Genomic DNA, 22,088 nt, shown 5'->3' on the forward strand with positions numbered 1-22,088 from the left:
GAGTGCATTAGGACCCCGGTTAAACGGCGTATAACGTCGAACGTTATACGCCCTACGTCCGCAACCGCCTTGCCCAGTTGCGCCAGCCGCTGCGCCCGGCGATGGGCGAATGGCCGCCAAGCACGCGGGGCAGGTCGCCGACGCTCAGCCAGTACTTGTCCTGCCACTCCAGCACGCCCAGGCACTGCTTCTCGAATTGCAGTTGCACATGGCGCGGGCCATTGGCGGCGAACTGGCTGCGCACCTGCGGCACCACCGTGCCGCTGATCCAGCGCCGCAGCGAGCCGTAGTCCGGCACGTTGAACAGCACCAGCGCCTGGTACACGCCGGATTCGCTCACCAGCACGTAGTCGAGTTCGAGGCCGTCTTCGGTCAGCAGCCGCTCCTGGCGAATCTGGTCATCGGCCATGCGCATGGCCATGCGGTCTTCGTGCGTGTAGCCGGTCACGCGGCAGAAATCGGAGAGGAGGAACCAGACCTGATCGTCGATCAGCAGGGCGCGCAGTTGGCGGCGATTGCGGATGAAGGGGAGTGGGGTAGGGAGGGTTGAATCGTCCATTTCAGTCACATCTCTACTACGAGCAGACCACCAGCGGACGATGTTGGATCAGCAGCCACACGAACCAACACGCCGCGTTCCGGTGGACGGCCCAAATGGTTGGGCCGCCGATACAGATCGGCGATTGTCTCTGGTGTTCGGGCTGCTAATCCCGGCCCCGTCGGTTTCACGGAGCAGGTGGAGGGTAGGGAGTTTGAGTTGAGGCGGTCAAGAGTTTGCCATGGACGTATTAAGGTGCGCCCTGCGAAGCGTGAGTTCCTTCGTGCGCATTTGGGAACTGATTTGGACACGCTTCTTCACATGATTTCGGAGCAGTCCTACATTTTTCCAGCAGCCCTCTTCGCTACGGTCACCGCTCGATTCCTGCAAACAAGGAAAGGATATGGCTATCGGGCATTACATACGTCGAGGTGACAGGACGACCTGCGGTGGGGTAGTCCTGGAAGGGCATCCTAGTTTCTCCATGCACGGTGTTCCTGTGGCGCGTGCGGGAGATACAGTAACGTGCGGCAAGGACGGGCAGCACTACGTGATTGCTGGAGGCTTTCAGCACTTCATGATTGGTGGAAGCGTGGCTGGCACTTTGGACAGCGTCAGTACTTGTCCCTGCAAGGCACGCCTAATTCACTCGTTGCCAAGTGCAACATATCAGTCTGAGCGAGGTTCCGCCACAACAGCAAAAAATCCAGAAAGTGCAGTGGTCTCCTCTCGTTCAATAAGTGCCGCTCGCGTGTTTGCGAAATCCTTTGCCATCACCGATAGCAACACCGGTCAGCCATTGGCCAACCGAAAATACATCGCTCTAATTGATGGATATCGCAAGATAGGACTGACAGACGCCAAGGGTATAGCTACCGTCGAAGCACCCGTGGAGGGCGCAGTGATTGAGCTTCACGTTATATTCCATGCCCCTGCTCGCGAACTGATGGAGTTCTCGGAGGCGATCAAATGAACGATGAAGCCTTCACGACGAAAGTAAGAGCGCAGGAAGTTAATGCAGGTCAGTCAGCTACTGTTGTCCCTATTACAGTGAATGACCGCGCGGCGACTCGCGAGGCACTTATAAGGAAAGTGCGTCAACTTGGTGGTCAGTTTGTCGAACGGTCCGAATGGGGCGCGGTAAAAGGCAATGCTACGGCATCTGACTGGGATTACTCGATGATTGCTCTTCATCATGCTGGGCGGAGCTACTCGTGCGGCGCTGGGGCAGAGCAAATGCGAGAGACCCAAAAAGAGCAGATTGATAAGTTCGAGGACTTTTCCTACCACTTTGGCATCAGTTGCGATGGGGTGATTTATGAAGGACGGGACATCCGTCTGAAGGGTTCGCATGTGAGGCAGTACAACACAGGAGTCATCGGTATTGTGTTGTTGAATAACCTCAGTACAGCCAATGAGGGTGGGGATGCCGTTGCTTTGGGGCGCCAGGGGTTGGAGTTTTTTGGTGTGAGCACAACAAACTCCATTCCGGAGGCGCAAATTGATTCGGTACTAACCCTGATTTCTGCGTTGAAGAGCGTGTTCGTCATCAAGCACTTTGGCGGTCACCGGGAGTACCCTAATCAGTTGTCCGAGGGAAAGATTTGTCCGGGGAATGTTGGAATGGAGCTTGTGAGAAATATTCGCAAGAATATGGATTTGCTTCCTCCGCCAACATCATGAAAAGACTTATCGTTTTTCTTCTGATGCTGTGCGTGGCCCATCTGTATGTGGGCTTCTATAAGACTCGCTGGGCCGAGGATAACAAGAGGGTCTTCTTCATAAAGAAATATCCTTCGCTGCAAGTTGAGTTCGTAAATCTCTTTGCCAGCGATGCGGACGACAAGCCTCTTTATCAGCTGAGTCCACTGGAGCGGGCTGCGGTACGTGATTACTGCAAGTATCGTCTAGGTATCGAAACTGATCTGAAAACGCAGGCCGATTTGGATGCGTGTAAAGAGCGCTGAGGTAAATGGTTCAGGTTCAACAAGCCCGCACGCCAGCGGGCTTGTTGCCTCATTTCTCATGCTGCTCTGCCGCCCCAGCGGCTTTACTGCACCTGGTACATCTCCGTGCAGCCTTACTCTCCACCGACTCCGTTGCGCTGATGCCGATAAACACTCACCGCCTCATAAACCGCCTTCCTCAAACGGTTGATGCCGCCAATCGGCCGATGCTCCGGCAATGCATGCCACGGGTTGTACGAGATGTTGTCGCACGCGAGGTTCTGCTCGCGGCTGTCGAAGTCCTGGGCGGGGATGCTGACGGTGGCGACGGTCTGGAAGGGGGCGTCCTTTTCGCTCCATTCGACGCTGGTGTCTTCGATGGGCATGTATTGGCTCGGGTCCTGCTTTTGCACTTGCAGGGCGAAGCAGGCGGGCACGCGGTCGACCGAGAGTTGCTGGTACATCGCGGTGCGCAGGAAGTTGGGCTGCTTTTCGTTGAGCTTGGGTAGCTGGTAGGCCGGGCAGCCTTCGGTCATAGGGATGACGCGGTATTTGATGTTGTTCGCCTCGCCCAGTTTGGTGGGGGCGATGCCGTTGTAGCCGGCCTGCAGCGGGCTGTCCGGCGCGGGGGCGAGGGTTTGCAGGGCGATGACCAGGTGGCGGAGTTCCCAGGTGCTGGGCTTCCAGCTGGGGAAGAAGGCGCCGATCTTCTGGCCGCTGGCCTGGGCGGCGAAGTTCTGCCGGTATTCGGCGACGTCACGGACGAAGAACACCGGGTGGTTGAACATGACGAAGTCCTGCTCGGTGTCGTGGCCCTTGCCGGGCATGAGCTTGGCGCCGGGGACGTCGAGCAGTTTGATGGCCATGCCGCGGGCGTCGCGGGTACTGTCGAACTGGGGGTAGGGGTTGCCGTTGGAGAAGCGGACCATGGCGTCCCACTTGTGGCCGGGTTCGGCGAATACGCCCTGGCGCAGGCCGGGGGCTATGTCGCTGGCGACTGTGACCTGGGCCTTCACGCAGCCGTGGGCCTTGGCGTGGGCGTCGCGCAGGACGCGGGTGTTGTCGCGGTGCTGTTCGACGATGCGCAGGGCGTCTTCGATGATGGCCTGGGTGAGCTGGGCTTCGCCCGGCGGGATTTCTTCCTGGGCGGAGACGGGGCCGGAGAATTTCCAGGCGTAGTAGAGGCTGCCGATGCCCCAGCCGAGCAGGCCGATGGCGGCGAGGGCGAGCAGCAGGCGGCCGAGTAGTTTGCCGAGGGAGAGCCAGAGGCGGGTGAGCAGGGATTGCATGGCACGGGGTCCTTTCGTGTTCCTTTTTATGGAGGGGACTCCGGGAGCTTCCCTCTCCTTGACCCTCTCTATCTGGGGAGAGGGGACTGCCTGGATGGATCGGAGCGGGGGCTTGCCCTCACCCCAGCCCTCTCCCAGGGGGAGAGGGGGCGGATCGGTGTTTCGGTGGTGGTTCGGAGCGGGGCCTGCTCTTTCATGTAGGAGCGAGCTTGCTCGCGAACCTGCTTGACGTCGGAGCTGTCGGGGAATCTGTTCGCGAGCAAGAACTGGGCGTCCCCCTCGGTCCTACGAAAGGCAGTTCTGCGCTAGCCCGTTATTCGCACTTCGGTCCGGGTGTCCACGGTTGGGTGGTGACGTTCGGGTCGAGCTTGGCTTCGTACTCGGGGTTGCCCAGTACCTTCAGGTATTCCACCAGCGCCCAGCGTTCTTCCGGGCTGAGGGCGCGGCCGATGGCGCCGTCCTTGCGGCAGCCGTCGCGGAATTCGTGGCCGCCGTTTCCGTTGCCGGTGATGCTGGTCTTGTAGAGGAAGCCGCCGGGGAAGCGCTCGGTGCGGTAGCCGGCGTACTTGGGGTCGTACTCGAAGCTGCCGACCCAGAACTGGCTTTCGCGCTCGGCTACCGGGGAGAGCAGCTGGAACAGGTTGGGCACCGAGCCGTTGTGCAGGAAGGGCGGGGTGGCCCAGATGCCATCCAGCGGGCGGGCCTTGTAGGCGCGCAGTTCCTGCACGCCAATGGGCAGGCCGTAGCCGTTCATGTCCTGTTGCTGCTCGGCGCCGATATGGGCATCGCGGTAGGCGCGCTGCTCGACGAAGGCGGTGACGTAGGCCAGGCCCTTGGCGGCGGAGATCTTCGACAGGTCCAGCGGTTGCTCGCTGTACGGGTAGAGGTGGACGTTCATGCCCTGCAGTTCCTCGGTCTTGAGCTTCAGCGGGCGGATGTCGAAGGTGTGGTCGGCGATGTTGTCGACGGTGGTCGGGTCGGTGCCGATCTCTTTGGTGGGGACCATCTTCATGCGCCACTCGGGCACGCGCGCCGGGGCGATGTAGTCCTTGGCGCCGGGTTCCTTCACGTGGGGGCCGTGGCAGTAGACGCAGTTGGCCTGGAACAGGGCGCGGCCCTGGGAGGCCTTGGCCAGGTCGATCTCGCCGAAGACGTCCTTCGGCCAGGTCGGCGGCTTGAGGTGCTTGAGGGTTTCTTCGAGGGTATGGAGGTCGCGCAGGCGCACGCTGGAGGTGTAGCGCTCGTCGCCCTGTACCGGTTTGCCGTCGGCTTCGAACAGACGCAGGGTGGCGCCCACGCCGAGGGCTTCGCCGATGTTGCGGGCCATGGGCTGCATGGCCGAGCCGTTCCACTGTACCCAGTCGAATTTCCAGATGTCCCACACCTGCGGGTAGTTCACCGGGGCGTTGGCGACGCGGTAGTTAGAGGCGTCGATGTTGTCGCCGAACACGCTGTTGGCGATGCGTCCGAAGGCGTCGGCGCGGCCGGGGCCTTCAAGGGTGGGGTAGAGGCCGCGGTGGGTGTCGTTCCAGGCGGTGGAGACCAGGGTGCCGAGCACGTTGCGCACGTCGCGCTTGAGCGCGGCCTTGCCCTTGGGATAGCGGTCGCCCAGCACGCCCTTGGCGAAGCGGTCGAACTTCCACGGCACGTAGTAGGTGGCCGCGAGACTCGCGCCCAGCGCCTGGCCGAAGGCGCCGCCGCGCAGGGTGGGTACGGTGGAGGCGATGGAGTGCATGGCCGCGCCGCCGTCGATGCGCACGGCGGTGCCTTTGTAGCGCAGCTCGCCGGTGTGGCAGGCGGAGCAGGTGATGTCCAGGTACCAGGCGCCGGTCTCGCCGTCCTGGTGGCGGGCGAAACCTACGGGCAGGTTGCCGGGGTTGGCCGGGTTGGCGGCCTGGGTGTCGTCGGCGTCGCGGCCGATCTGCTCGGGCTCGATGAGGAAGCCGAAGCGCGCGAGGTTCTCGGGGCTGGCGAACTTGTCCCTGGAGAAGGGCTGCTCGAGGTGGGTGAACCAGTCGTAGCGCAGGCCTTTCACCTGGGTGCCCTGGGGCGTGTAGTAGTAGGTCTCGCGATCCGCCTTGGTCCACTGGTCGAGGTGGATTATCTTCTCCGGCGGGGTGTACTGCGGCAGGTTGGGATGCGCGGTGTACCAGGCGATGACGGCGCCGATCAGAAGAAGCAGAAGCAGGACTGCAAGTAGGACGCGGCCAAAAATGCGCATCGAAACTTCCTTGTTATCTGTGCGAAATGGATTCGGACGTTTATGCCAAGTGCGCGGCGGATTGGCAAGGTGATGGCACGCGGGATTCGGGGTTTTTCTAGGCGGTCGGCATGGCTATCGCCCAGGCGCTAATGACCGGGGCGCAGGTCGAGCAGCAGGCTGAGGCTGAGCAGTACACCGATCAGCACGCCGATCACGCAGGCGATGATCAGCGGCTTTTGCAGGCTGCGGCTGTCGTCTTCATCGTCGGGTAGGTGGGTGCGGATGGCGGGCCAGAGTTCGTCCGGCGGCGGCAGCTCCGGCCAGGGTTCATCGCTGGGGGCGGGCGGCGGTAGGTCGGCACGCTGGTAGAGCAGGGCGATCATCCAGTCCAGCGCGGCGCTGCGCGTGGGGTGGTAACCGTCGGCGTCGGTCCAGATGTGCAGGAAGGTGTCGACGAACAGGGCATCCGCCTCGTCCTGTCGTGGCCGCAGGCGTAGCGCCAGTGGGTAGAGGCGCGGTGCGACCCAGCGGTAGAGGGTGGCGAAGGCGCGCAGGTCGCCGTCGCCGCTTTCGGCGAGCAGGTGGCTGAGGAAGTTTTCTTCGTCCTGATCGATGCTGCCCTCCGGCGGTGACGCGGCGAGCGGTGTGGTTGGAGGGTAAGGATAGTTGGTAGGGGATTTCGCGGCGGGGTACAGGGGGCTCCCGTGGGTGCGAGCGATCGCGGACGGAGTCCTGTGCGAGGCCTGCCCTCACCCTAACCCTCTCCCAAGGGGAGAGGGGACTGTTCGGTGCAGGATGAAACCATGGCATCAGCCGGCAGGATCTGCCCCCTCTCCCTGAGGGAGAGGGCTGGGGTGAGGGGGAAACGCACGCACAGACTGTCGAGAAGTAGACAGTCGCTCCTACGGGAGCAAGAGCTCCTGACCCGGAAGGGGCTCAGATCACATCCTCGAACGGCAACCCCACGTAGTTCTCCGCAATGGTCGTGCGCCCGGCTTCGGAGCCGACGAAGTAGTCCAGCTCGGTCTCCAGCATGCGCCGGGTGAAGGCGTCGTTCTCGGGGAAGTGGTGCAGCATCGAAGTCATCCACCAGGAGAAGCGCTCGGCCTTCCAGATGCGCCGCAGGGCGATGGGCGAGTACCGCTCCAGCAGGTCGGTGCGGCCTTCGCCGTAGACCTTCACCAGGATGCGGTACAGCGTGTTGACGTCGCTGGCGGCCAGGTTCAGGCCTTTGGCGCCGGTGGGCGGGACGATGTGGCCGGCGTCGCCGACGAGGAACAGGCGGCCGTATTGCAGCGGCTCCACCACGAAGCTGCGCAGCGGGGCGATGCTCTTTTCCAGCGAGGGGCCGGTGATCAGCTGGCGCGCGGCGTCTTCGGGGATGCGGCGCTTGAGCTCGTCCCAGAAGCGCTCGTCGGACCAGTCTTCCACCTTCTCCTCCAGCCCCACCTGCAGGTAGTAGCGGCTTCGGGTGGCGCTGCGCTGGCTGCACAGGCTGAAGCCGCGCTCGCTGCTGGCGTAGATGAGTTCGTGGTTGACCGGCGGGGTGTCGCTGAGCAGGCCGAGCCAGCCGAAGGGGTAGACGCGCTCGAAGAGGCTCAGGCGCTCGGCCGGAATGGTGCGCCGCGCAACGCCGTGGAAGCCGTCGCAGCCGGCGATGTAGTCGCAGTCCAGGCGCACCTGCTCGCCCTGGTGGGTGAAGGTGACGTAGGGCGCAGCGCTGGTGACGTCGTGCAGCTCCACGTCGGCCGCTTCGTACACGCTCAGCGCACCGCTGGCGGCGCGGACCTGCATCAGGTCGCGGGTGACTTCGGTCTGGCCGTAGACCATGACCTGCTTGCCGCCGGTGAGGCCCTTGAGGTCGATGCGTTCGCGGCGGCCATTGAGCACCAACTCGAAGCCGTCGTGCAGCAGCCCTTCGGCGTCCATCCGCTCGCCCGCGCCGGCTTCGCGCAGCAGGTCGGCGGTGGTCTGTTCGAGCACCCCGGCGCGGATGCGGCCGAGTACGTAGTCGGGGGTCTGGCGTTCGAGGATGACGGTGTCGATGCCGGCCTTGTGCAGCAGCCGGCCGAGCAGGAGGCCGGACGGGCCGGCGCCGATGATGGCGACCTGGGTTTTCATGGGGGAGGTCCTTTCGAGTGGCCTGTTGTTTTTGTTACCTGCATTTTTTGTGGATCGGATTGGGCTTTGAAGGTAATTTCCAACAGTCTTCTTGGATTTTTCATGGATGTGTTCGGTGATCGAACAAGCACGCGGCAATCCTGTCCCGGTGTTCCGCCTGTATGGCGAGACCTCCGCGTGGCCGACGCCGGACCTGATCCACTGCGAATCCATCGCCTCGCGCAGCCGCCTGCACGACTGGGAAATCCGCCCGCACCGCCACGCTGACCTGGTGCAGCTGCTCTATGTGCAGTCCGGCGAGGCCGAATTGGAGGTGGAGGGGCGGGTGATGCCGGTTCGCGAGGCGTCGCTGCAGGTCACGCCGGCACTGGCGGTGCACGGTTTCCGCTTCGCCGAGGACGTGCAGGGCTGGGTGCTGAGCATGGGCCTGCCGCTGGCCGAACAGCTCGGTCGCCTGCTGGAAAGCACGGTGCTCGAGCAGCCGGCATGCTTCGCCGTGGGCGAGGGCAAGCGCCACCTGGATGCGCTGTTCGAGTCCATCGACCGCGAGTACGCGGAGCAGGCGCCGGGCCGCGACCTGATGCTGCAATCGCTGCTCAACATGCTGCTGGTCTGGCTCAGCCGCCGGGCGCTGGAGCAGTCCCATGCCGAGGCCAGCCAGCAGGATCGCGGCATCGAGCATGTGCAGGCCTTCGCCCGCCTGCTGGAGCAGGACTTCCGCGAACACCGGCCGATCGAGCATTACGCGGCGAAGCTGGGCATCAGCGCCGCGCACCTGAACGCCCTGTGCCGGCGCCTGGCCGGGCAGTCGGCGTTGCAGATGATCCACCAGCGTCTGCTGCTGGAGGCCAAGCGGCATCTGGTCTACACGGCCATGACCGTGCAGCAGGTGTCGGACAGCCTGGGTTTTTCCGAGCCCGCGTACTTCTCCCGATTCTTCAAGCGCTACGCCGGGGTTTCGCCCCGTGCGTTCCGCCAGCCGCGTGAGCTGCCATGAATATCGATTCGCGTATCAAGTTCCGTCACCTGGTGTGTTTCCTCGAAGTGGCCCGGCAGGGCAGCCTGGCCCGCGCGGCGGACGCCCTGGCGGTGAGCCAGCCGGCGATCTCGAAGACGCTCAAGGAGCTGGAGGATCTGCTGGACGCCAGCCTCTTCGAGCGCGGCAAGAGCGGCGCCAGCCTGACCGAGGCGGGGGTGGCCTTCCTGCGCTACGCCGGCCCCTGCGTGCAGGCTCTGCGCGATGGGGTGAACAGCCTGCGTGGTGGTGAGTACGCCTCCAGCACGGTGCGCCTGGGCGTGCTCTCCACCGTCGAGAGCCTGCTGATGCCGGAAGTGGTGCGGCGCCTGCACGAGCGCCATCCGGCGCTGGTGGTCAGTGTGGTCGGCGGGCCGAGCGCACACCTGCTGTCGCAGCTGCGGGTCGGCGAGCTGGACCTGGTGGTCGGGCGCATGACCGAAAGCCCGCAGATCCAGGGCCTGGCCTTCGAGCACCTGTACAGCGAATCCATGACCCTGGTGGCCCGCGCCGGGCATCCGCTGCTGGGCCGTCCGTTGCCGCCCTCGGCGCTGGACGACTGGCCGCTGGTGCTGCCGCTGGCCGGCACCACTATCCGTAAATCCGCCGACAGCCTTCTGGTGCAGAGCGGGCTGGGTCAGCCGCGGCGGCGGTTGGAAACCCTCTCCACCGTGCTCAGCCGCCGTTATGTGCTGAGCAGCGATGCGCTGTGGATCGCCCCGCTGGACTCGGTGCGGCTGGACCTGCGCAGCGGCGAGATGGTCGAGCTGCCGCTGGACGTGCAGGAGCCGGGCGGCTCGGTGGGGGTGTGCAGCAACTCGACGCTGCCGTTGTCCCTCGGCGCGCACTGGTGCCTGGAGGTGCTGCGCGAGGTGGGCGAGGCCTACCGCGAGGGGGCTTATCCATAACCGTCGGGTTATGGATGCTGGGCATCTTTTCAATTTTCCGTGTCGGGCGGGCAGGGGACACTCCGCCGCACTGCCTGATGCAACAGGCTCCTATAAATCCAACAAGAGGAGACCGACATGTCCGACGCGGAGAACAGCCGCTTCGTCATTCGTGACCGAAACTGGCACCCCAAAGCTCTTACCCCAGACTACAAGACTTCTATTGCCCGCTCCCCGCGCCAGGCGCTGGTGAGCATTCCGCAGTCGGTCTCCGAAACCAGCGGCCCGGACTTCTCGCACCTGAAGATGGGCGAGCACGACAACGACCTGCTGCTGAACTTCAATAACGGCGGCCTGCCCATCGGCGAGCGCATCCTGATTTCCGGCCGGGTCATGGACCAGTACGGCAAGCCCGTGCCGCACACCCTGGTGGAGATGTGGCAGGCCAACGCCGGCGGCCGCTACCGCCACAAGAACGACCGCTACCTGGCGCCGCTGGACCCGAATTTCGGCGGTGTCGGCCGCGCGCTGACCGACAGCGAAGGACGTTACATCTTCCGCACCATCAAGCCCGGCCCGTACCCCTGGGGCAACGGCCCGAACGACTGGCGCCCGGCACACGTTCACTTCTCCATCAGCGGTCCGTCGATCTCTACCCGCTTGATCACCCAGCTGTACTTCGAGGGCGACCCGCTGATCCCCATGTGCCCCATCGTCAAGTCCATCGCCAATCCGGACGCGGTGCAGACGCTGATCGCCAAGCTCGACATGAGCAACGCCAACCCCATGGACTGCCTGGCCTACCGCTTCGACATCGTGCTGCGCGGCCAGCGCAAGACACACTTCGAGAACAAGTGAGGAGGACCGAACATGCCCATTGAACTGCTGCCGGAAACCCCCTCGCAGACGGCCGGCCCCTACGTGCACATCGGCCTCGCCCTGGCCGCCGCCGGCAACCCGACCCGTGACCAGGAAATCTGGAGCGAAATGGCCAAGCCCGGCGCTCCCGGCGAGCACATCGTGCTGGTTGGCCACGTCTACGACGGCAACGGCCACCTGATCCGCGATTCCTTCCTGGAACTGTGGCAGGCGAATCACGAAGGCGTGTACGACAGCGCCTACGACCTGGAAAAGCCTTTCAACGGCTTCGGCCGCACCGCGACCACCTTCGACGCCGGCGAATGGCAGGTGCGCACCATCAAGCCCGGCGTGGTGAAGAACGCCGCCGGTGTGCCCATGGCGCCGCATATCAACGTTTCGCTGTTCGCTCGCGGTATCAACATCCACCTGCAGACGCGCATCTACTTCGAGGACGAAGCGCAGGCCAACGCGGCGGACCCGGTGCTCAACCGCATCGAGCAGCCCGAACGTCGGCAGACGCTGATTGCCAAGCGCTGCGAGGTGGACGGGAAGCTCGCTTACCGCTTTGATATCCGCGTCCAGGGTGATGCGGAAACGGTGTTCTTTGACTTTTGATATTGAAATATTCGCCGAAGCGGTCGCCGACCGCGTTCGGCGGCACTTCGCCGCCGCGCTCGACGAGCGCGGCTACCGTGCGGACAAAGCCCAGCTGGCGGCGGTGGAACAGCTCGCCAGCTGGCTCGATGACTTTCTCGCCGGCCGCCACGGTTTCCTGCGCAAGCCGGTGGCCGGTGTCTACCTATGGGGTGGCGTGGGGCGGGGCAAGAGCTTCGTCATGGACCACTTCTTCGCCGCCGCACCCATCCAGGCCAAGCGCCGCGTGCACTTCCACGCCTTCCTGCAGGAATTGCAGGGGCGCATGCTGGCGATCACCGGGCAGTCCGACCCGCTGGTGCGCGTAGCCCGCGCCATCGCCGAGGAAACCCGGCTGCTGTGCTTCGACGAATTCCACGTGCATGACATCGGCGACGCCATGCTGCTGGGGCGCATGCTCAAGGTGCTGGTGGATGAGGGCGTGGGGTTGGTCTGCACTTCCAACTACCAGCCGGAAAATCTCTGCCCGAACCCGATGTATCGCGAACGCTTCCGCCCGGCCATCGAGCTGATCGAAAAGCGCTTCGACGTGGTGTCGCTGGATGGCGGCCATGACTATCGCGAGGACAGCAGCGCGCTGGAGGAGTGGGGCAGCTACCTGTGCCCGGCGGCGGCCGACGACCAGCCGCTGATCGGTGCGCGCCTGGGGTTGGCCGAGGATGCGCGCTTCGACGAGGTGCTGAACGTCAACCACCATCCGCTGAAGGTTCACGCCCACGACGACCGCTGTGCCTGGATGGACTTCAGCGAGATGTTCGAGCGGCCGCGTTCGGCCAGTGACTACCTGTGGCTGATCGAGCATTACCCGCGCATGGCGGTGAGTGGCCTCGGCCCGCTGGCGGATTACCCGCCGGACGTGAGCATGCGCTTCCTCAACTTCATCGACATCGCCTATGACCGCCAGCTGCGGTTGCAGCTGTTCGCTTCGGTTTCGCTGGAGGAATTGGCGGCGGGTGGGGCTGCGGTGGATTTTGCGCGCACCTTGAGCCGGTTGCGGCAGTTGAAGCTGGAGCCGCTCTAAGCGCGGGTTTTACCAGCAGGCCTGGGTGCGGCTGTGGGATTTCGCGGACAAGGTCCGCTCCTACGGGATCAAGAGCCTCTCACCCTAATCCTCTCCTGTACGCGGGAAAGGGGATCGTTCGGTGCAGGATGAAACGTAAGCGTCAGCCGGCACGATCTCAGGGGTGAGGGGAAAACGCAGGCACAGACTGCCCAGAAGAAAACCTTTGCTCCTGCAAAAAGCAACTCCGTGTACACCGATCCGCTCCCGTACAAGCGGACCTTGTCCGCGATGGAATTTCCATCCGGCACCGATGTATCAGGGGTCACTCGGTCCGCGAACAAGGGGGATCTGGGGCTCACGAAAAGCCGGGCGGGGCGGCGGGCATTCAACCTCCGTTCGATAATCGGACATCCGTGTTGCGATAATCGCCCATCCGTATCGATAATCGCCCGAAGCCCGCCTGCCAGGAAAAACAAGAAATGACCGACGCCCCCCGTGCCAGCCTGCCGCCCCTCGCGCCGCCCATCGTTGCCTCGCCGGCCAAGCGCATCGAGGCTTTCACCGGCGACCCCAACTTCATGACCTCGCTGGCCCGTGGCCTGGCGGTGATCCATGCCTTCCAGGAGCGCAAGCGGCACCTGACCATTGCCCAGATCAGCCACCGCACCGAGATTCCCCGCGCCGCCGTGCGCCGCTGCCTGCATACGCTGATGAAGCTCGGCTACGTCACCTCCGACGGGCGCACCTATTCGCTGCTGCCCAAGGTGCTGACCCTCGGCCACGCCTACCTGTCGTCCACGCCGCTGGCGGTCACCGCCCAGCCGATTCTCGACCGCCTCAGCGAGCAACTGCACGAGGCCTGTTCCATGGCCACGCTGGAGGGGGACGAAATCCTCTACATCGCCCGCTCCGCGACGCCGCAGCGCCTGATTTCCGTGGACCTCAGCGTCGGCAGCCGGCTGCCGGCCTACTGCACCTCCATGGGCCGCATCCTGCTCGCGGGCCTGAACGACGAGGCGCTGGAGGACTACCTGGCCCACGCCGACCTGCAGGTGAAGACCAGTCGCACCGTGCACACCCCGGAAATGCTCCGCGCGAGCATCGCCGAGATCCGCCAGCAGGGCTGGGTGATCATCGACCAGGAGCTGGAAGTCGGCCTGCGTTCCATCGCCGTGCCGCTGAAGGATTCCGCCGGCCAGGTGCTGGCCGCGCTGAACGTTGGCACCCATGCCGGACGGGTGTCGCGCCAGGAGCTGGAAACGCGTTTCCTGCCGGTATTGCTCGAAGCCAGTCGCGAGCTGGGCACCCGGCTGTTCCATTGAACGGCGGCATGCCTCCTCGGAGGTATGCGCCGTGCCGCCGCAGGGGCGGCGCTGCGTCGTACTGATCCACGGCAACGAAAGCGCCGGGCGGCCAACCTAGACTCCGGGACCGCCCATCCCCGCGAAAGGAGTCACCCATGCACGTGGACATCGCCATCGTCGGCGCCGGCCCCGCCGGGCTGTGCCTGGCCCGCTCGCTGTCCGGCCACGGCCTGTCGGTCCAGTTGATCGAGCGCCAGCCGCTGGCGAGTCTGGCCGAGCCGGCCGAGGACGGCCGCGAGATCGCCCTGACCCATGCCTCCCGCGCCGAGCTGCAGCGGCTGGGGATGTGGTCGCGCATCGATCCGCAGGAAATTTCGCCGCTGCGCGATGCCCAGGTGCTCAACGGGCCGTCGCTGTTCGCGCTGCGCATCGAGGCGGGGCAGGCGGGTGCCGAGCAACTGGGCTACTTCGTTTCCAACCAGGTGATTCGACGCACGGCTTTCGATGCGGTGCACGAGTGCCCGGACGTTTCGATGGTCTGCGGCCGGGCCCTGCGCTCGCTGCGGGTGGAGCGCGACGGCGTGCAGCTGACCCTGGACGATGACAGCCGGGTGCATGCGCGCCTGCTGGTCGCCGCCGACAGCCGCTTCTCCGAGACGCGGCGCATGCTTGGCATCGGCGCGAGCATGGAGGATTTTGGCAAGACCATGATGGTCTGCCGCATGGCCCACGAACGGCCGCACCACAACGTGGCCTGGGAGTGGTTCGGCTACGGCCAGACCCTGGCGCTGCTGCCGATCAATGGCGATCGCTCCTCGGTGGTGCTGACCCTGCCGCAGAGGGAGATGGCGCCGTTGCTGGAGCTGGATGAGGCGGCGTTCGCCCAGGAGATGGAGCGCCGCTTTGAGCGCCGCCTGGGTGCGATGCAACTGCTCGGCCCGCGCCATGGCTACCCGCTGGTGGGCGTCTTCGCCGACCGCTTCGCCGGTCCGCGCAGCGCGCTGATCGGCGATGCCGCCGTCGGTATGCACCCGGTCACCGCCCATGGTTTCAATTTCGGCTTGCAGAGCCAGTGCCGTCTCGCCGCGGAGGTGCTGGCCACCCACAGGCGCGGCGGCGACATCGGAGGTACCTGGCCGCTGCGCCGTTACGCCACGGCCCATCGCCTGGCGACCTGGCCGCTGTACCAGGCCACGCGCCTGATCGTCGGCATGTACACCGATCCGCGTCCGCCTGTACGCCTGCTGCGCAATGCGGGTTTGCGCCTGGCGCAGGGCTTGCCGCCGCTGCGGCAGGTGATCGCGCGGCATCTGGCGCAGGGGGCGTGAAGAAGCGTAGGGCGTTCACAGCCGCGAACGGTTGTACGCCCTGTGTCCAGCGCGAATGCCAAGCCTTGTAGGAGCAGTCCGCTGCGACAGTCAGGCCCTCGCCAATGGGGGCGAAATGAACGATCCAGCCGCCATCAGAGCGGCCCCTCCTGCGTGCGCAATCCATAACAATCCGATCCAGGGGGCATCATGGCCATCACTTCAAGCGACATCTGCGCGGCCGCCGACGGCCTTTGCGGCTTTGTCGGTTTCAACCGCAAGACGGGCAAGTACATCGTGCGTTTCAGCGAGGACTCCTTCGGCATGGACGTGGCCGAGGACAGCATTCGCCCGGCCTGCGAGTTCGTCTGGGCGCCCAGGGCGGGGGATGTCATGACCCTGAGTCGCGAGTGCCTGCAGATTCTCGCCGAGCAGAACATCAACGACCGCCTCAACTTCAGCGAAGCGCTGCTCACCTACCTGCGGCGCACCGATCTGCCGGAAATCACGGCGGAACGACGCCTGAAGTAAGCCGATTCGGCGGGGTGGCCGGCTGCACCGGTCGACCTCGCATTCCATCGGGAATCCACCGCGTTCGCCTCCGGCGGACGGATCGGGCTGCCCGATGGGCCCGGGCAGGGCGCCGACGCCTTTCATTCCTTCTCCCTCTCCTTGGCCGTCTTGGCGAGCGCAACCTGCCGCGCCCTGGCCTATGCTGTTCTGGTTCGCCCTGCGTCAAGGTGCAACCTGTTCGTCGTGCGGGTTATACCTTGGTCGCATCCGCCTGTCGGCATGATCCATCAGGTGGGTCGCGGCTGGGCTCGGTACACCTTGCGAGTGCGCAGGATTCCTGGGCTTCGGGTCGATTGCGAAAGAGTGGTTGCACCTGGTTGCGCCTTTGTGGGCGGCGGTTTAACCTTGCGCCGCTTTGCATGCTCCAAACTTTTAACAATAGGACGACCCATGGCCACCACTACCCTCGGCGTGAAGCTCGACGACGCCACCCGTGAACGTCTCAAGCTCGCCGCACAGCAGCTCGACCGCACCCCGCACTGGCTGATCAAGCAGGCGATCTTCACGTACCTGGAACAGGTCGAGGGTGGGCTGACTCCCGCCGAGCACTCCGGGCTGGCCGCCGCCGCAGGCGAGGAGTCCGTGGACTCGCTGAGCGAGCAGGGTCTGCAGGTCTTCCTTGATTTCGCCGAAAGCATCCTGCCGCAGTCGGTACTGCGCGCCGCCATCACCGCCGCCTACCGCCGCCCGGAAACCGAGGCGCTGCCGATGCTGCTGGACCTGGCCCGTCTGCCGAAGGAGCAGGCCGACGCCGCCAACAAGATGGCCCTGGGTATCGCCGAGAAGCTGCGCAACCAGAAGAACGCCGGCGGCCGCCAGGGTCTGGTGCAGGGCCTGCTGCAGGAATTCTCCCTGTCGTCCCAGGAAGGCGTGGCGCTGATGTGCCTGGCCGAGGCGCTGCTGCGCATCCCGGACAAGGCCACCCGTGACGCGCTGATCCGCGACAAGATCAGCAACGGCAACTGGAGCCAGCACCTGGGCCAGAGCCCGTCGATGTTCGTCAACGCGGCCTCCTGGGGCTTGCTGATCACCGGCAAGCTGGTTTCCACCCACACTGAGGCGGGCATGTCCTCCGCGCTCAACCGCATCATCGGCAAGTCCGGCGAGCCGCTGATCCGCAAGGGCGTGGACATGGCCATGCGCCTGATGGGCGAGCAGTTCGTCACCGGCGAGACCATCGCCGAGGCGCTGGCCAACGCGGCCACCATGGAGTCCAAGGGCTTCCGCTATTCCTACGACATGCTCGGCGAAGCCGCGCTGACCGATGAGGACGCCAAGCGCTACCTGGCTTCCTACGAGCAGGCCATCCACGCCATCGGCAAGGCCTCCCACGGCCGTGGTATCTACGAAGGCCCGGGCATCTCGATCAAGCTCTCCGCGCTGCACCCGCGCTACAGCCGCGCCCAGTACGACCGCGTGATGGACGAGCTGTACCCGACCGTGCTCGGCCTGGTGAAAATGGCCCGCGACTACGACATCGGCATCAACGTCGATGCCGAGGAAGCCGATCGCCTGGAAATCTCCCTCGACCTGCTGGAGCGCCTGTGCTTCGAGCCGAGCCTGGCCGGCTGGAACGGCATCGGCTTCGTCATCCAGGCCTACCAGAAGCGCTGCCCCTACGTGATCGACTACGTCATCGACCTGGCCAAGCGCAGCCGCCACCGTCTGATGATCCGTCTGGTGAAGGGCGCCTACTGGGACAGCGAGATCAAGATGGCCCAGGTCAACGGCCTGGAAGGCTACCCGGTCTATACCCGCAAGCCGTACACCGACGTTTCCTACCTGGCCTGCGCACGCAAGCTGCTGGCCGTGCCGGAAGCCATCTACCCGCAGTTCGCCACTCACAACGCCCACTCGCTGTCGGCCATCTACAACCTCGCCGGGCAGAACTACTACCCGGGCCAGTACGAGTTCCAGTGCCTGCACGGCATGGGCGAGCCGCTGTACGAGCAGGTGGTGGGCAAGGTCGCCGACGGCAAGTTCAACCGTCCGTGCCGTATCTACGCACCGGTCGGCAGCCATGAAACCCTGCTGGCGTATCTCGTTCGCCGCCTGCTGGAAAACGGCGCCAACACCTCCTTCGTCAACCGCATCGCCGACCACAGCATTTCCCTCAAGGATCTGGTGCTGGACCCGGTGCTGCAGGTCGAGCAGATGGCCGCGCAGGAAGGCACCCTGGGCCTGCCGCACCCGCGCATTGCACTGCCCCGTGAGCTGTACGGGGAGTCGCGCCAGAACTCCGCCGGCATCGACCTGGCCAACGAGCACCGTCTGGGCTCGCTGTCCTCGGCGCTGCTGTCGAGCACCAACCAGGCCTACCTGGCCGCGCCGATCCTCGGTCTGGTCGACGCCGCTCCGGGCGAGCCACAGCCGGTACGCAACCCGGCCGACCTGCGCGACGTGGTGGGCCATGTGCGTGAAGCCAGCGAAGCCGACGTGAACAATGCCATCCTCGGCGCGCTGTCCAGCGCGCAGATCTGGCAATCCACCCAGCCGGCCGAGCGCGGTGCCATCCTGCAGCGCGCTGCCGACCTGATGGAGGCTGAAATCCAGCAACTGATGGGCGTGCTGGTGCGCGAGTCGGGCAAGACTTTCGCCAACGCCATCGCCGAAGTGCGCGAGGCGGTGGACTTCCTGCGCTACTACGGCGCCCAGGCCAGCACCCACTTCGCCAACGACAGCCATCGCCCGCTGGGCCCGGTGGTGTGCATCAGCCCGTGGAACTTCCCGCTGGCGATTTTCAGCGGCCAGGTGGCCGCCGCACTGGCCGCCGGCAACACCGTGCTGGCCAAGCCCGCCGAGCAGACTCCGCTGATCGCCGCCCAGGCCGTGCGCATCCTGCTCGAAGCCGGCGTGCCGGCCGGCGCGGTACAGCTGCTGCCGGGCCGTGGCGAGACCGTCGGTGCCCGTCTCGTCGGTGACGAGCGTGTGCGTGGCGTGATGTTCACCGGCTCCACCGAAGTGGCCGGCATCCTCCAGCGCAACATCGCCGGTCGCCTGGACGCCCAGGGTCGCACCATCCCGCTGATCGCCGAGACGGGCGGCCTCAACGCCATGATCGTCGACTCCTCGGCCCTGGCCGAGCAGGTGGTGGTGGACGTGGTCAACTCCGCCTTCGACAGCGCCGGCCAGCGTTGTTCGGCCCTGCGCGTACTGTGTGTGCAGGCCGACGTGGCCGACCGCGTGGTCGCCATGCTCAAGGGGGCCATGGCCGAATACCGCGTCGGTGCGCCGGAGCGCCTGCATACCGACATCGGTCCGGTGATCGACGAGGAGGCCAAGGGCAACATCGACAAGCACATCCAGACCATGCGCGACAAAGGCCGCAAGGTGTTCCAGAGCGCCCGCGTGGACGCCGAGGAGATCAAGCGCGGCACCTTCGTCGTGCCGACCCTGATCGAGCTGGACAGCTTCAGTGAGCTCAAGCGTGAAATCTTCGGCCCGGTGCTGCACGTGGTGCGCTACGAGCGCGCCGAACTGGATCAGTTGCTGGCGCAGATCAATGCCAGCGGCTATGGCCTGACCCTCGGCGTGCACACCCGCATCGACGAGACCATCGCCCAGGTGGTGGAGAGCGCCAACGTCGGCAACCTCTACGTCAACCGCAACGTGGTCGGCGCCGTGGTCGGCGTGCAGCCCTTCGGCGGTGAAGGTCTGTCCGGCACCGGTCCGAAGGCCGGTGGCCCGCTGTACCTGTACCGCCTGCTCTCGACCCGTCCGACCGATGCGGTGGCCAAGCAGCTGCAGGGCGACGGCGCGCAGGCGGTGGCCCGTCCGGCCGAGGCGAGCAAGGCGCTGGATGCGCTGACCCAGTGGGCTGGCCAGAACGAGCCGGCGCTGGCCGCGCTGATCGCAGGTTATACCGAGCTGTCGCAGGGCTACACCGTGCAAGTGCTGACCGGCCCGACCGGCGAGCGCAACACCTACAGCCTGCTGCCGCGCGAACACGTGCTGTGCCTGGCCGAGGAACGTGCCGATCTGCTGGCCCAACTGGCCGCCGTGCTGTCCGTGGGCAGCCGCGCGCTGGTCCTGCAGGCGCAGAGCGAGCTGGTCACCAGCCTGCCGAAGGAAGTCCAGAAGCGCATCGACCTGATCGCCGACTGGGCCGCCACCGACAGCGCCTTCGACGCCATCCTGCACCACGGCGACTCCGATCAGCTGCGTGCGGTCTGCGAGCAGGCCTCCAAGCGCAAGGGCGCCATCGTTGGCGTTACCGGGCTGAATCGTGGGGAAACCGACATTCCGCTGGAGCGCCTGCTGATCGAGCGTGCCCTGAGCGTCAACACCGCCGCTGCCGGCGGCAACGCCAGCCTGATGACCATCGGCTGACGCCTGCGCCGGGAGCGCGCCGCAGCGGCGCGCTTCCGGCGGTTTTTCGGCCATCGCTCGATGGCCATCCGGCCTGCCAGCCTTAGGGTGGAGCTATCCGCTCCGGGCAGTCCGCTTCCCTCGCGCAGTCGCGCACTCCGTATCGGGCCGAGCGCCCGGCACAACGGCGAAGCTACCCGCTTCGCCGTTTTTCTTTCGAATGCTTTCCTGGTTCGCCGGTGCTCCCTGTGGCCGCGCGCTCTGTCCACGATGGGCTTCCAGTTCATGCCGCGGGTGCAGGCCATGGTTCGCGAGCAAGCTCGCTCCTACGAAGAGCGGGTCAGTGCATGCCTGTAGGAGCGAGCTTGCTCGCGAACCGGGGTGATGGCGATCAGATGGGAGAAAATGTGCTGGCGAGGCTGGCGCGACTCAAGCTGCAGAGCCCAGCGGCTCCCGACGGATAAGCTCACGCAGCGCCCTGCGCTCGGCCGGCGGGGTCGCCGCGCGGTGCAGGGCGAGGCTGCCGTCGGCTTCGGTGACCGCGATCTGGGTTTCGAACTGCAGTTGCAGTTCGTCCAGGGTGATGTAGGTGATGCGGTAGGCCTCGTCGATGCGGTTCATGATCGGCAACTCGATGTAGGAGGGCCGCAGGCCCGATGGCGGAATATTCGCGCCGGTTGGGCTAGGGTTGAAGTGAATAGCCGTGATGGTGAACATCACGGCTGGCGATGGTGTCGGCGAGATTTTCCGGCACTTGTCATGCAGGACGGGTATCCTGCGCGGGCGTGTCCAGACGGCCACGCTGACCTACAACTGGAGCAGTGACATGAGCCGCGACAAGCAGCTTTTCCCGGACGACGAAATCGGTGACGCCCTGTGGGCCCTGCAGGAGGACGGTGAGGACCTTTCCGTCGAGCACGAGGTAGAGTTCGCGGTGATCTTCCCGGACGAACAGTCCGCCCTGGACTTCGCCATCATGCTGCTGCAGAACGGGCAGAAAGTGGCCTACTCGGAATACGACGGCAATGACCAGCTGCCCTGGCAGGTCCTGGCCTACCCGGTGATGGAGCTCAGCCACGAGCACATCAGCGGCTATGCCGCGCTGCTGTCCGAGCACTCCGCCGACCTGGGCGGCCAGCTGGACGGCTGGTCGGCGCTCTGAGCGGCCGGCTCGTCATGAAAAATGGCGCTTTCGCAGGCTGCGTGAAAACGCACTGACTGCACGCCAGGCCAACGCCCCGACAGGTTCGGGGCGTTGGTGTTTCTGGGGGATGGAAAAGCCGTGACTAGCTGCCGTGCAGCAACAGGAGTCCCCACAGCACCAGCAATACCCCCGACGTGCGGCTGAGCCAGGTGCCGCCGGGCAGATACTTCTCCAGCAGCACGTAGGCGCCAATCAAGGCGACCCAAAGCAGGTTCATCAGTCCCACGACGAACAGCACCCCCATCAACGCCCAGCAGCAGCCCAGGCAATACAGTCCATGGGCCAGCCCCATGCGCCATGCACCGGACGGGCCGGGCCGCCAGTAAGCCAGCAGGAACTGCAGGGGAGACTGGCAGCGGCGCAGACAGGCGCGTTTGGCGGGCAGGAACTGATAGAAGCCGGCGCCCAGCAGGAATGCCGTTCCCAGCCATGGCTTCTGGCTGCGCATTTCCATGCCGAGCAGGGCCCGTTGGTCCAGCAGCCATTGCAGCAGCGTGGCGGCCAGGCTGAACCCGCCCCAGACCAGCAGATAGGCGCCGCAGAAGAGCAGCAGCGCCAGGTTTCGCTGGTCGGCGGGGAGCCGTCGGCGAATGCTGTGCTGATAAAGGAGGAACATCGGCGTGGCGCTGGGGAGCATCATGCCGATCATCATGATGCTCCACATGGCGAACATCAGCAGGGCATCGCGGAGCGTCCATGGCATCGACATGCCTTCCATGGCCATCTCCAGCATGCCCCCGGGAGCGGCCATGCGCCGTGCGAGGTCCAGCAGGAGCAGCCATGCGACCAGGGTAAGGGCGGACAACAGCAACGCCAGCAATGCCGATTGCCGGCTCAACCACCTGGACGCAGCACGGGGGCCGGAGCTGGACTCC

General features: G+C 65.2%; 20 protein-coding genes. 13 read left to right on the plus strand and 7 right to left on the minus strand.

All coding sequences use genetic code 11. The features are described from left to right. Nucleotides 1-52: 52 nt before the first annotated feature. Nucleotides 53-559 (minus strand): Bro-N domain-containing protein, encoded by a 507-nt coding sequence (locus tag ACNFBT_RS24965; RefSeq protein WP_416753392.1) that lies wholly within the window; start codon nucleotides 557-559, stop codon nucleotides 53-55. Between the two features lie 382 nt (nucleotides 560-941). Between ACNFBT_RS24965 and ACNFBT_RS24970 the strand changes: the two genes are divergently transcribed. From ACNFBT_RS24970 to ACNFBT_RS24980, 3 genes are read left to right on the plus strand one after another with little or no spacing between them, the layout of a single operon-like run. Continuing rightward, nucleotides 942-1,511 (plus strand): PAAR domain-containing protein, encoded by a 570-nt coding sequence (locus tag ACNFBT_RS24970; protein WP_416753393.1) that lies wholly within the window; start codon nucleotides 942-944, stop codon nucleotides 1,509-1,511. After that, a complete protein-coding gene (locus ACNFBT_RS24975) occupies nucleotides 1,508-2,221 on the plus strand; it encodes a peptidoglycan recognition family protein (RefSeq protein ID WP_416753394.1) in 714 nt (237 codons plus the stop codon). The genes ACNFBT_RS24970 and ACNFBT_RS24975 overlap by 4 nt, the downstream gene beginning before the upstream one ends. Then, nucleotides 2,218-2,505 carry a hypothetical protein gene (locus ACNFBT_RS24980; protein WP_416753395.1) on the plus strand — a complete coding sequence of 96 codons (288 nt, stop codon included), beginning with the start codon at nucleotides 2,218-2,220 and terminating at the stop codon, nucleotides 2,503-2,505. Before ACNFBT_RS24975 ends, ACNFBT_RS24980 begins: the two co-directional genes overlap by 4 nt. Nucleotides 2,506-2,618: 113 nt before the next feature. On the opposite strand, the gene ACNFBT_RS24985 is transcribed toward ACNFBT_RS24980, so the two are convergent. From ACNFBT_RS24985 to pobA, 4 genes are all read right to left on the minus strand, one after another. After that, the gene (locus ACNFBT_RS24985) at nucleotides 2,619-3,773 is read right to left on the minus strand and encodes a catalase family protein (protein WP_416753396.1); all 1,155 of its coding nucleotides are present in this window, start codon (nucleotides 3,771-3,773) and stop codon (nucleotides 2,619-2,621) included. A gap of 313 nt (nucleotides 3,774-4,086) precedes the next feature. Beyond that, nucleotides 4,087-5,994, minus strand: coding sequence for a di-heme-cytochrome C peroxidase (locus ACNFBT_RS24990; protein ID WP_416753397.1), 1,908 nt, complete (start codon nucleotides 5,992-5,994; stop codon nucleotides 4,087-4,089). A gap of 128 nt (nucleotides 5,995-6,122) precedes the next feature. After that, nucleotides 6,123-6,359, minus strand: a complete 237-nt coding sequence (locus ACNFBT_RS24995) for a hypothetical protein (RefSeq protein ID WP_416753398.1) — start codon at nucleotides 6,357-6,359, stop codon at nucleotides 6,123-6,125. A 553-nt stretch (nucleotides 6,360-6,912) separates the two neighbouring features. Further along, nucleotides 6,913-8,097, minus strand: coding sequence for a 4-hydroxybenzoate 3-monooxygenase (gene pobA / locus ACNFBT_RS25000; RefSeq protein WP_416753399.1), 1,185 nt, complete (start codon nucleotides 8,095-8,097; stop codon nucleotides 6,913-6,915). A 106-nt stretch (nucleotides 8,098-8,203) separates the two neighbouring features. Here pobA and ACNFBT_RS25005 point away from each other — a divergent pair, with 106 nt between their 5' ends. From ACNFBT_RS25005 to putA, 9 genes are all read left to right on the plus strand, one after another. Further along, entirely contained in the window at nucleotides 8,204-9,094 is an 891-nt protein-coding gene (locus ACNFBT_RS25005; protein WP_416753400.1) for a helix-turn-helix domain-containing protein, read from the plus strand. Beyond that, nucleotides 9,091-10,020 (plus strand): pca operon transcription factor PcaQ, encoded by a 930-nt coding sequence (gene pcaQ / locus ACNFBT_RS25010; protein WP_416753401.1) that lies wholly within the window; start codon nucleotides 9,091-9,093, stop codon nucleotides 10,018-10,020. The genes ACNFBT_RS25005 and pcaQ overlap by 4 nt, the downstream gene beginning before the upstream one ends. 117 nt (nucleotides 10,021-10,137) lie before the next feature. Beyond that, nucleotides 10,138-10,857 carry a protocatechuate 3,4-dioxygenase subunit beta gene (gene pcaH, locus ACNFBT_RS25015; protein ID WP_416753402.1) on the plus strand — a complete coding sequence of 240 codons (720 nt, stop codon included), beginning with the start codon at nucleotides 10,138-10,140 and terminating at the stop codon, nucleotides 10,855-10,857. Nucleotides 10,858-10,869: 12 nt separating this feature from the next. Continuing rightward, complete coding sequence (gene pcaG / locus ACNFBT_RS25020; protein WP_416753403.1) at nucleotides 10,870-11,475, plus strand: protocatechuate 3,4-dioxygenase subunit alpha; 606 nt, start codon at nucleotides 10,870-10,872, stop codon at nucleotides 11,473-11,475. Then, complete coding sequence (gene zapE / locus ACNFBT_RS25025; RefSeq protein ID WP_416753404.1) at nucleotides 11,465-12,535, plus strand: cell division protein ZapE; 1,071 nt, start codon at nucleotides 11,465-11,467, stop codon at nucleotides 12,533-12,535. The genes pcaG and zapE overlap by 11 nt, the downstream gene beginning before the upstream one ends. A gap of 461 nt (nucleotides 12,536-12,996) precedes the next feature. Next, entirely contained in the window at nucleotides 12,997-13,839 is an 843-nt protein-coding gene (locus ACNFBT_RS25030) for an IclR family transcriptional regulator (RefSeq protein WP_416753405.1), read from the plus strand. Between the two features lie 137 nt (nucleotides 13,840-13,976). Continuing rightward, complete coding sequence (ubiM, locus tag ACNFBT_RS25035; RefSeq protein WP_416753406.1) at nucleotides 13,977-15,149, plus strand: 5-demethoxyubiquinol-8 5-hydroxylase UbiM; 1,173 nt, start codon at nucleotides 13,977-13,979, stop codon at nucleotides 15,147-15,149. A 189-nt stretch (nucleotides 15,150-15,338) separates the two neighbouring features. After that, nucleotides 15,339-15,659 (plus strand): DUF2025 family protein, encoded by a 321-nt coding sequence (locus tag ACNFBT_RS25040; protein WP_416753407.1) that lies wholly within the window; start codon nucleotides 15,339-15,341, stop codon nucleotides 15,657-15,659. A gap of 432 nt (nucleotides 15,660-16,091) precedes the next feature. Next, nucleotides 16,092-20,030, plus strand: a complete 3,939-nt coding sequence (gene putA / locus ACNFBT_RS25045) for a trifunctional transcriptional regulator/proline dehydrogenase/L-glutamate gamma-semialdehyde dehydrogenase (protein WP_416753408.1) — start codon at nucleotides 16,092-16,094, stop codon at nucleotides 20,028-20,030. Between the two features lie 408 nt (nucleotides 20,031-20,438). Here the strand turns inward: putA and ptrC are convergent, their stop codons facing one another. After that, nucleotides 20,439-20,630: a type III secretion system co-regulatory protein PtrC gene (gene ptrC / locus ACNFBT_RS25050; protein WP_416753409.1), complete on the minus strand. Its 192-nt coding sequence runs from the start codon at nucleotides 20,628-20,630 to the stop codon at nucleotides 20,439-20,441. 205 nt (nucleotides 20,631-20,835) lie between these two features. Between ptrC and ACNFBT_RS25055 the strand changes: the two genes are divergently transcribed. Continuing rightward, nucleotides 20,836-21,171, plus strand: a complete 336-nt coding sequence (locus ACNFBT_RS25055; protein ID WP_152223940.1) for a ribonuclease E inhibitor RraB — start codon at nucleotides 20,836-20,838, stop codon at nucleotides 21,169-21,171. A gap of 124 nt (nucleotides 21,172-21,295) precedes the next feature. Here ACNFBT_RS25055 and ACNFBT_RS25060 read toward each other — a convergent pair whose 3' ends face one another. Continuing rightward, nucleotides 21,296-22,018, minus strand: a complete 723-nt coding sequence (locus ACNFBT_RS25060) for a DUF2182 domain-containing protein (protein WP_416753410.1) — start codon at nucleotides 22,016-22,018, stop codon at nucleotides 21,296-21,298. Nucleotides 22,019-22,088 lie beyond the last annotated feature (70 nt).

This window comes from Pseudomonas sp. NY15181 (assembly GCF_048068055.1).
GTDB lineage: Bacteria > Pseudomonadota > Gammaproteobacteria > Pseudomonadales > Pseudomonadaceae > Pseudomonas.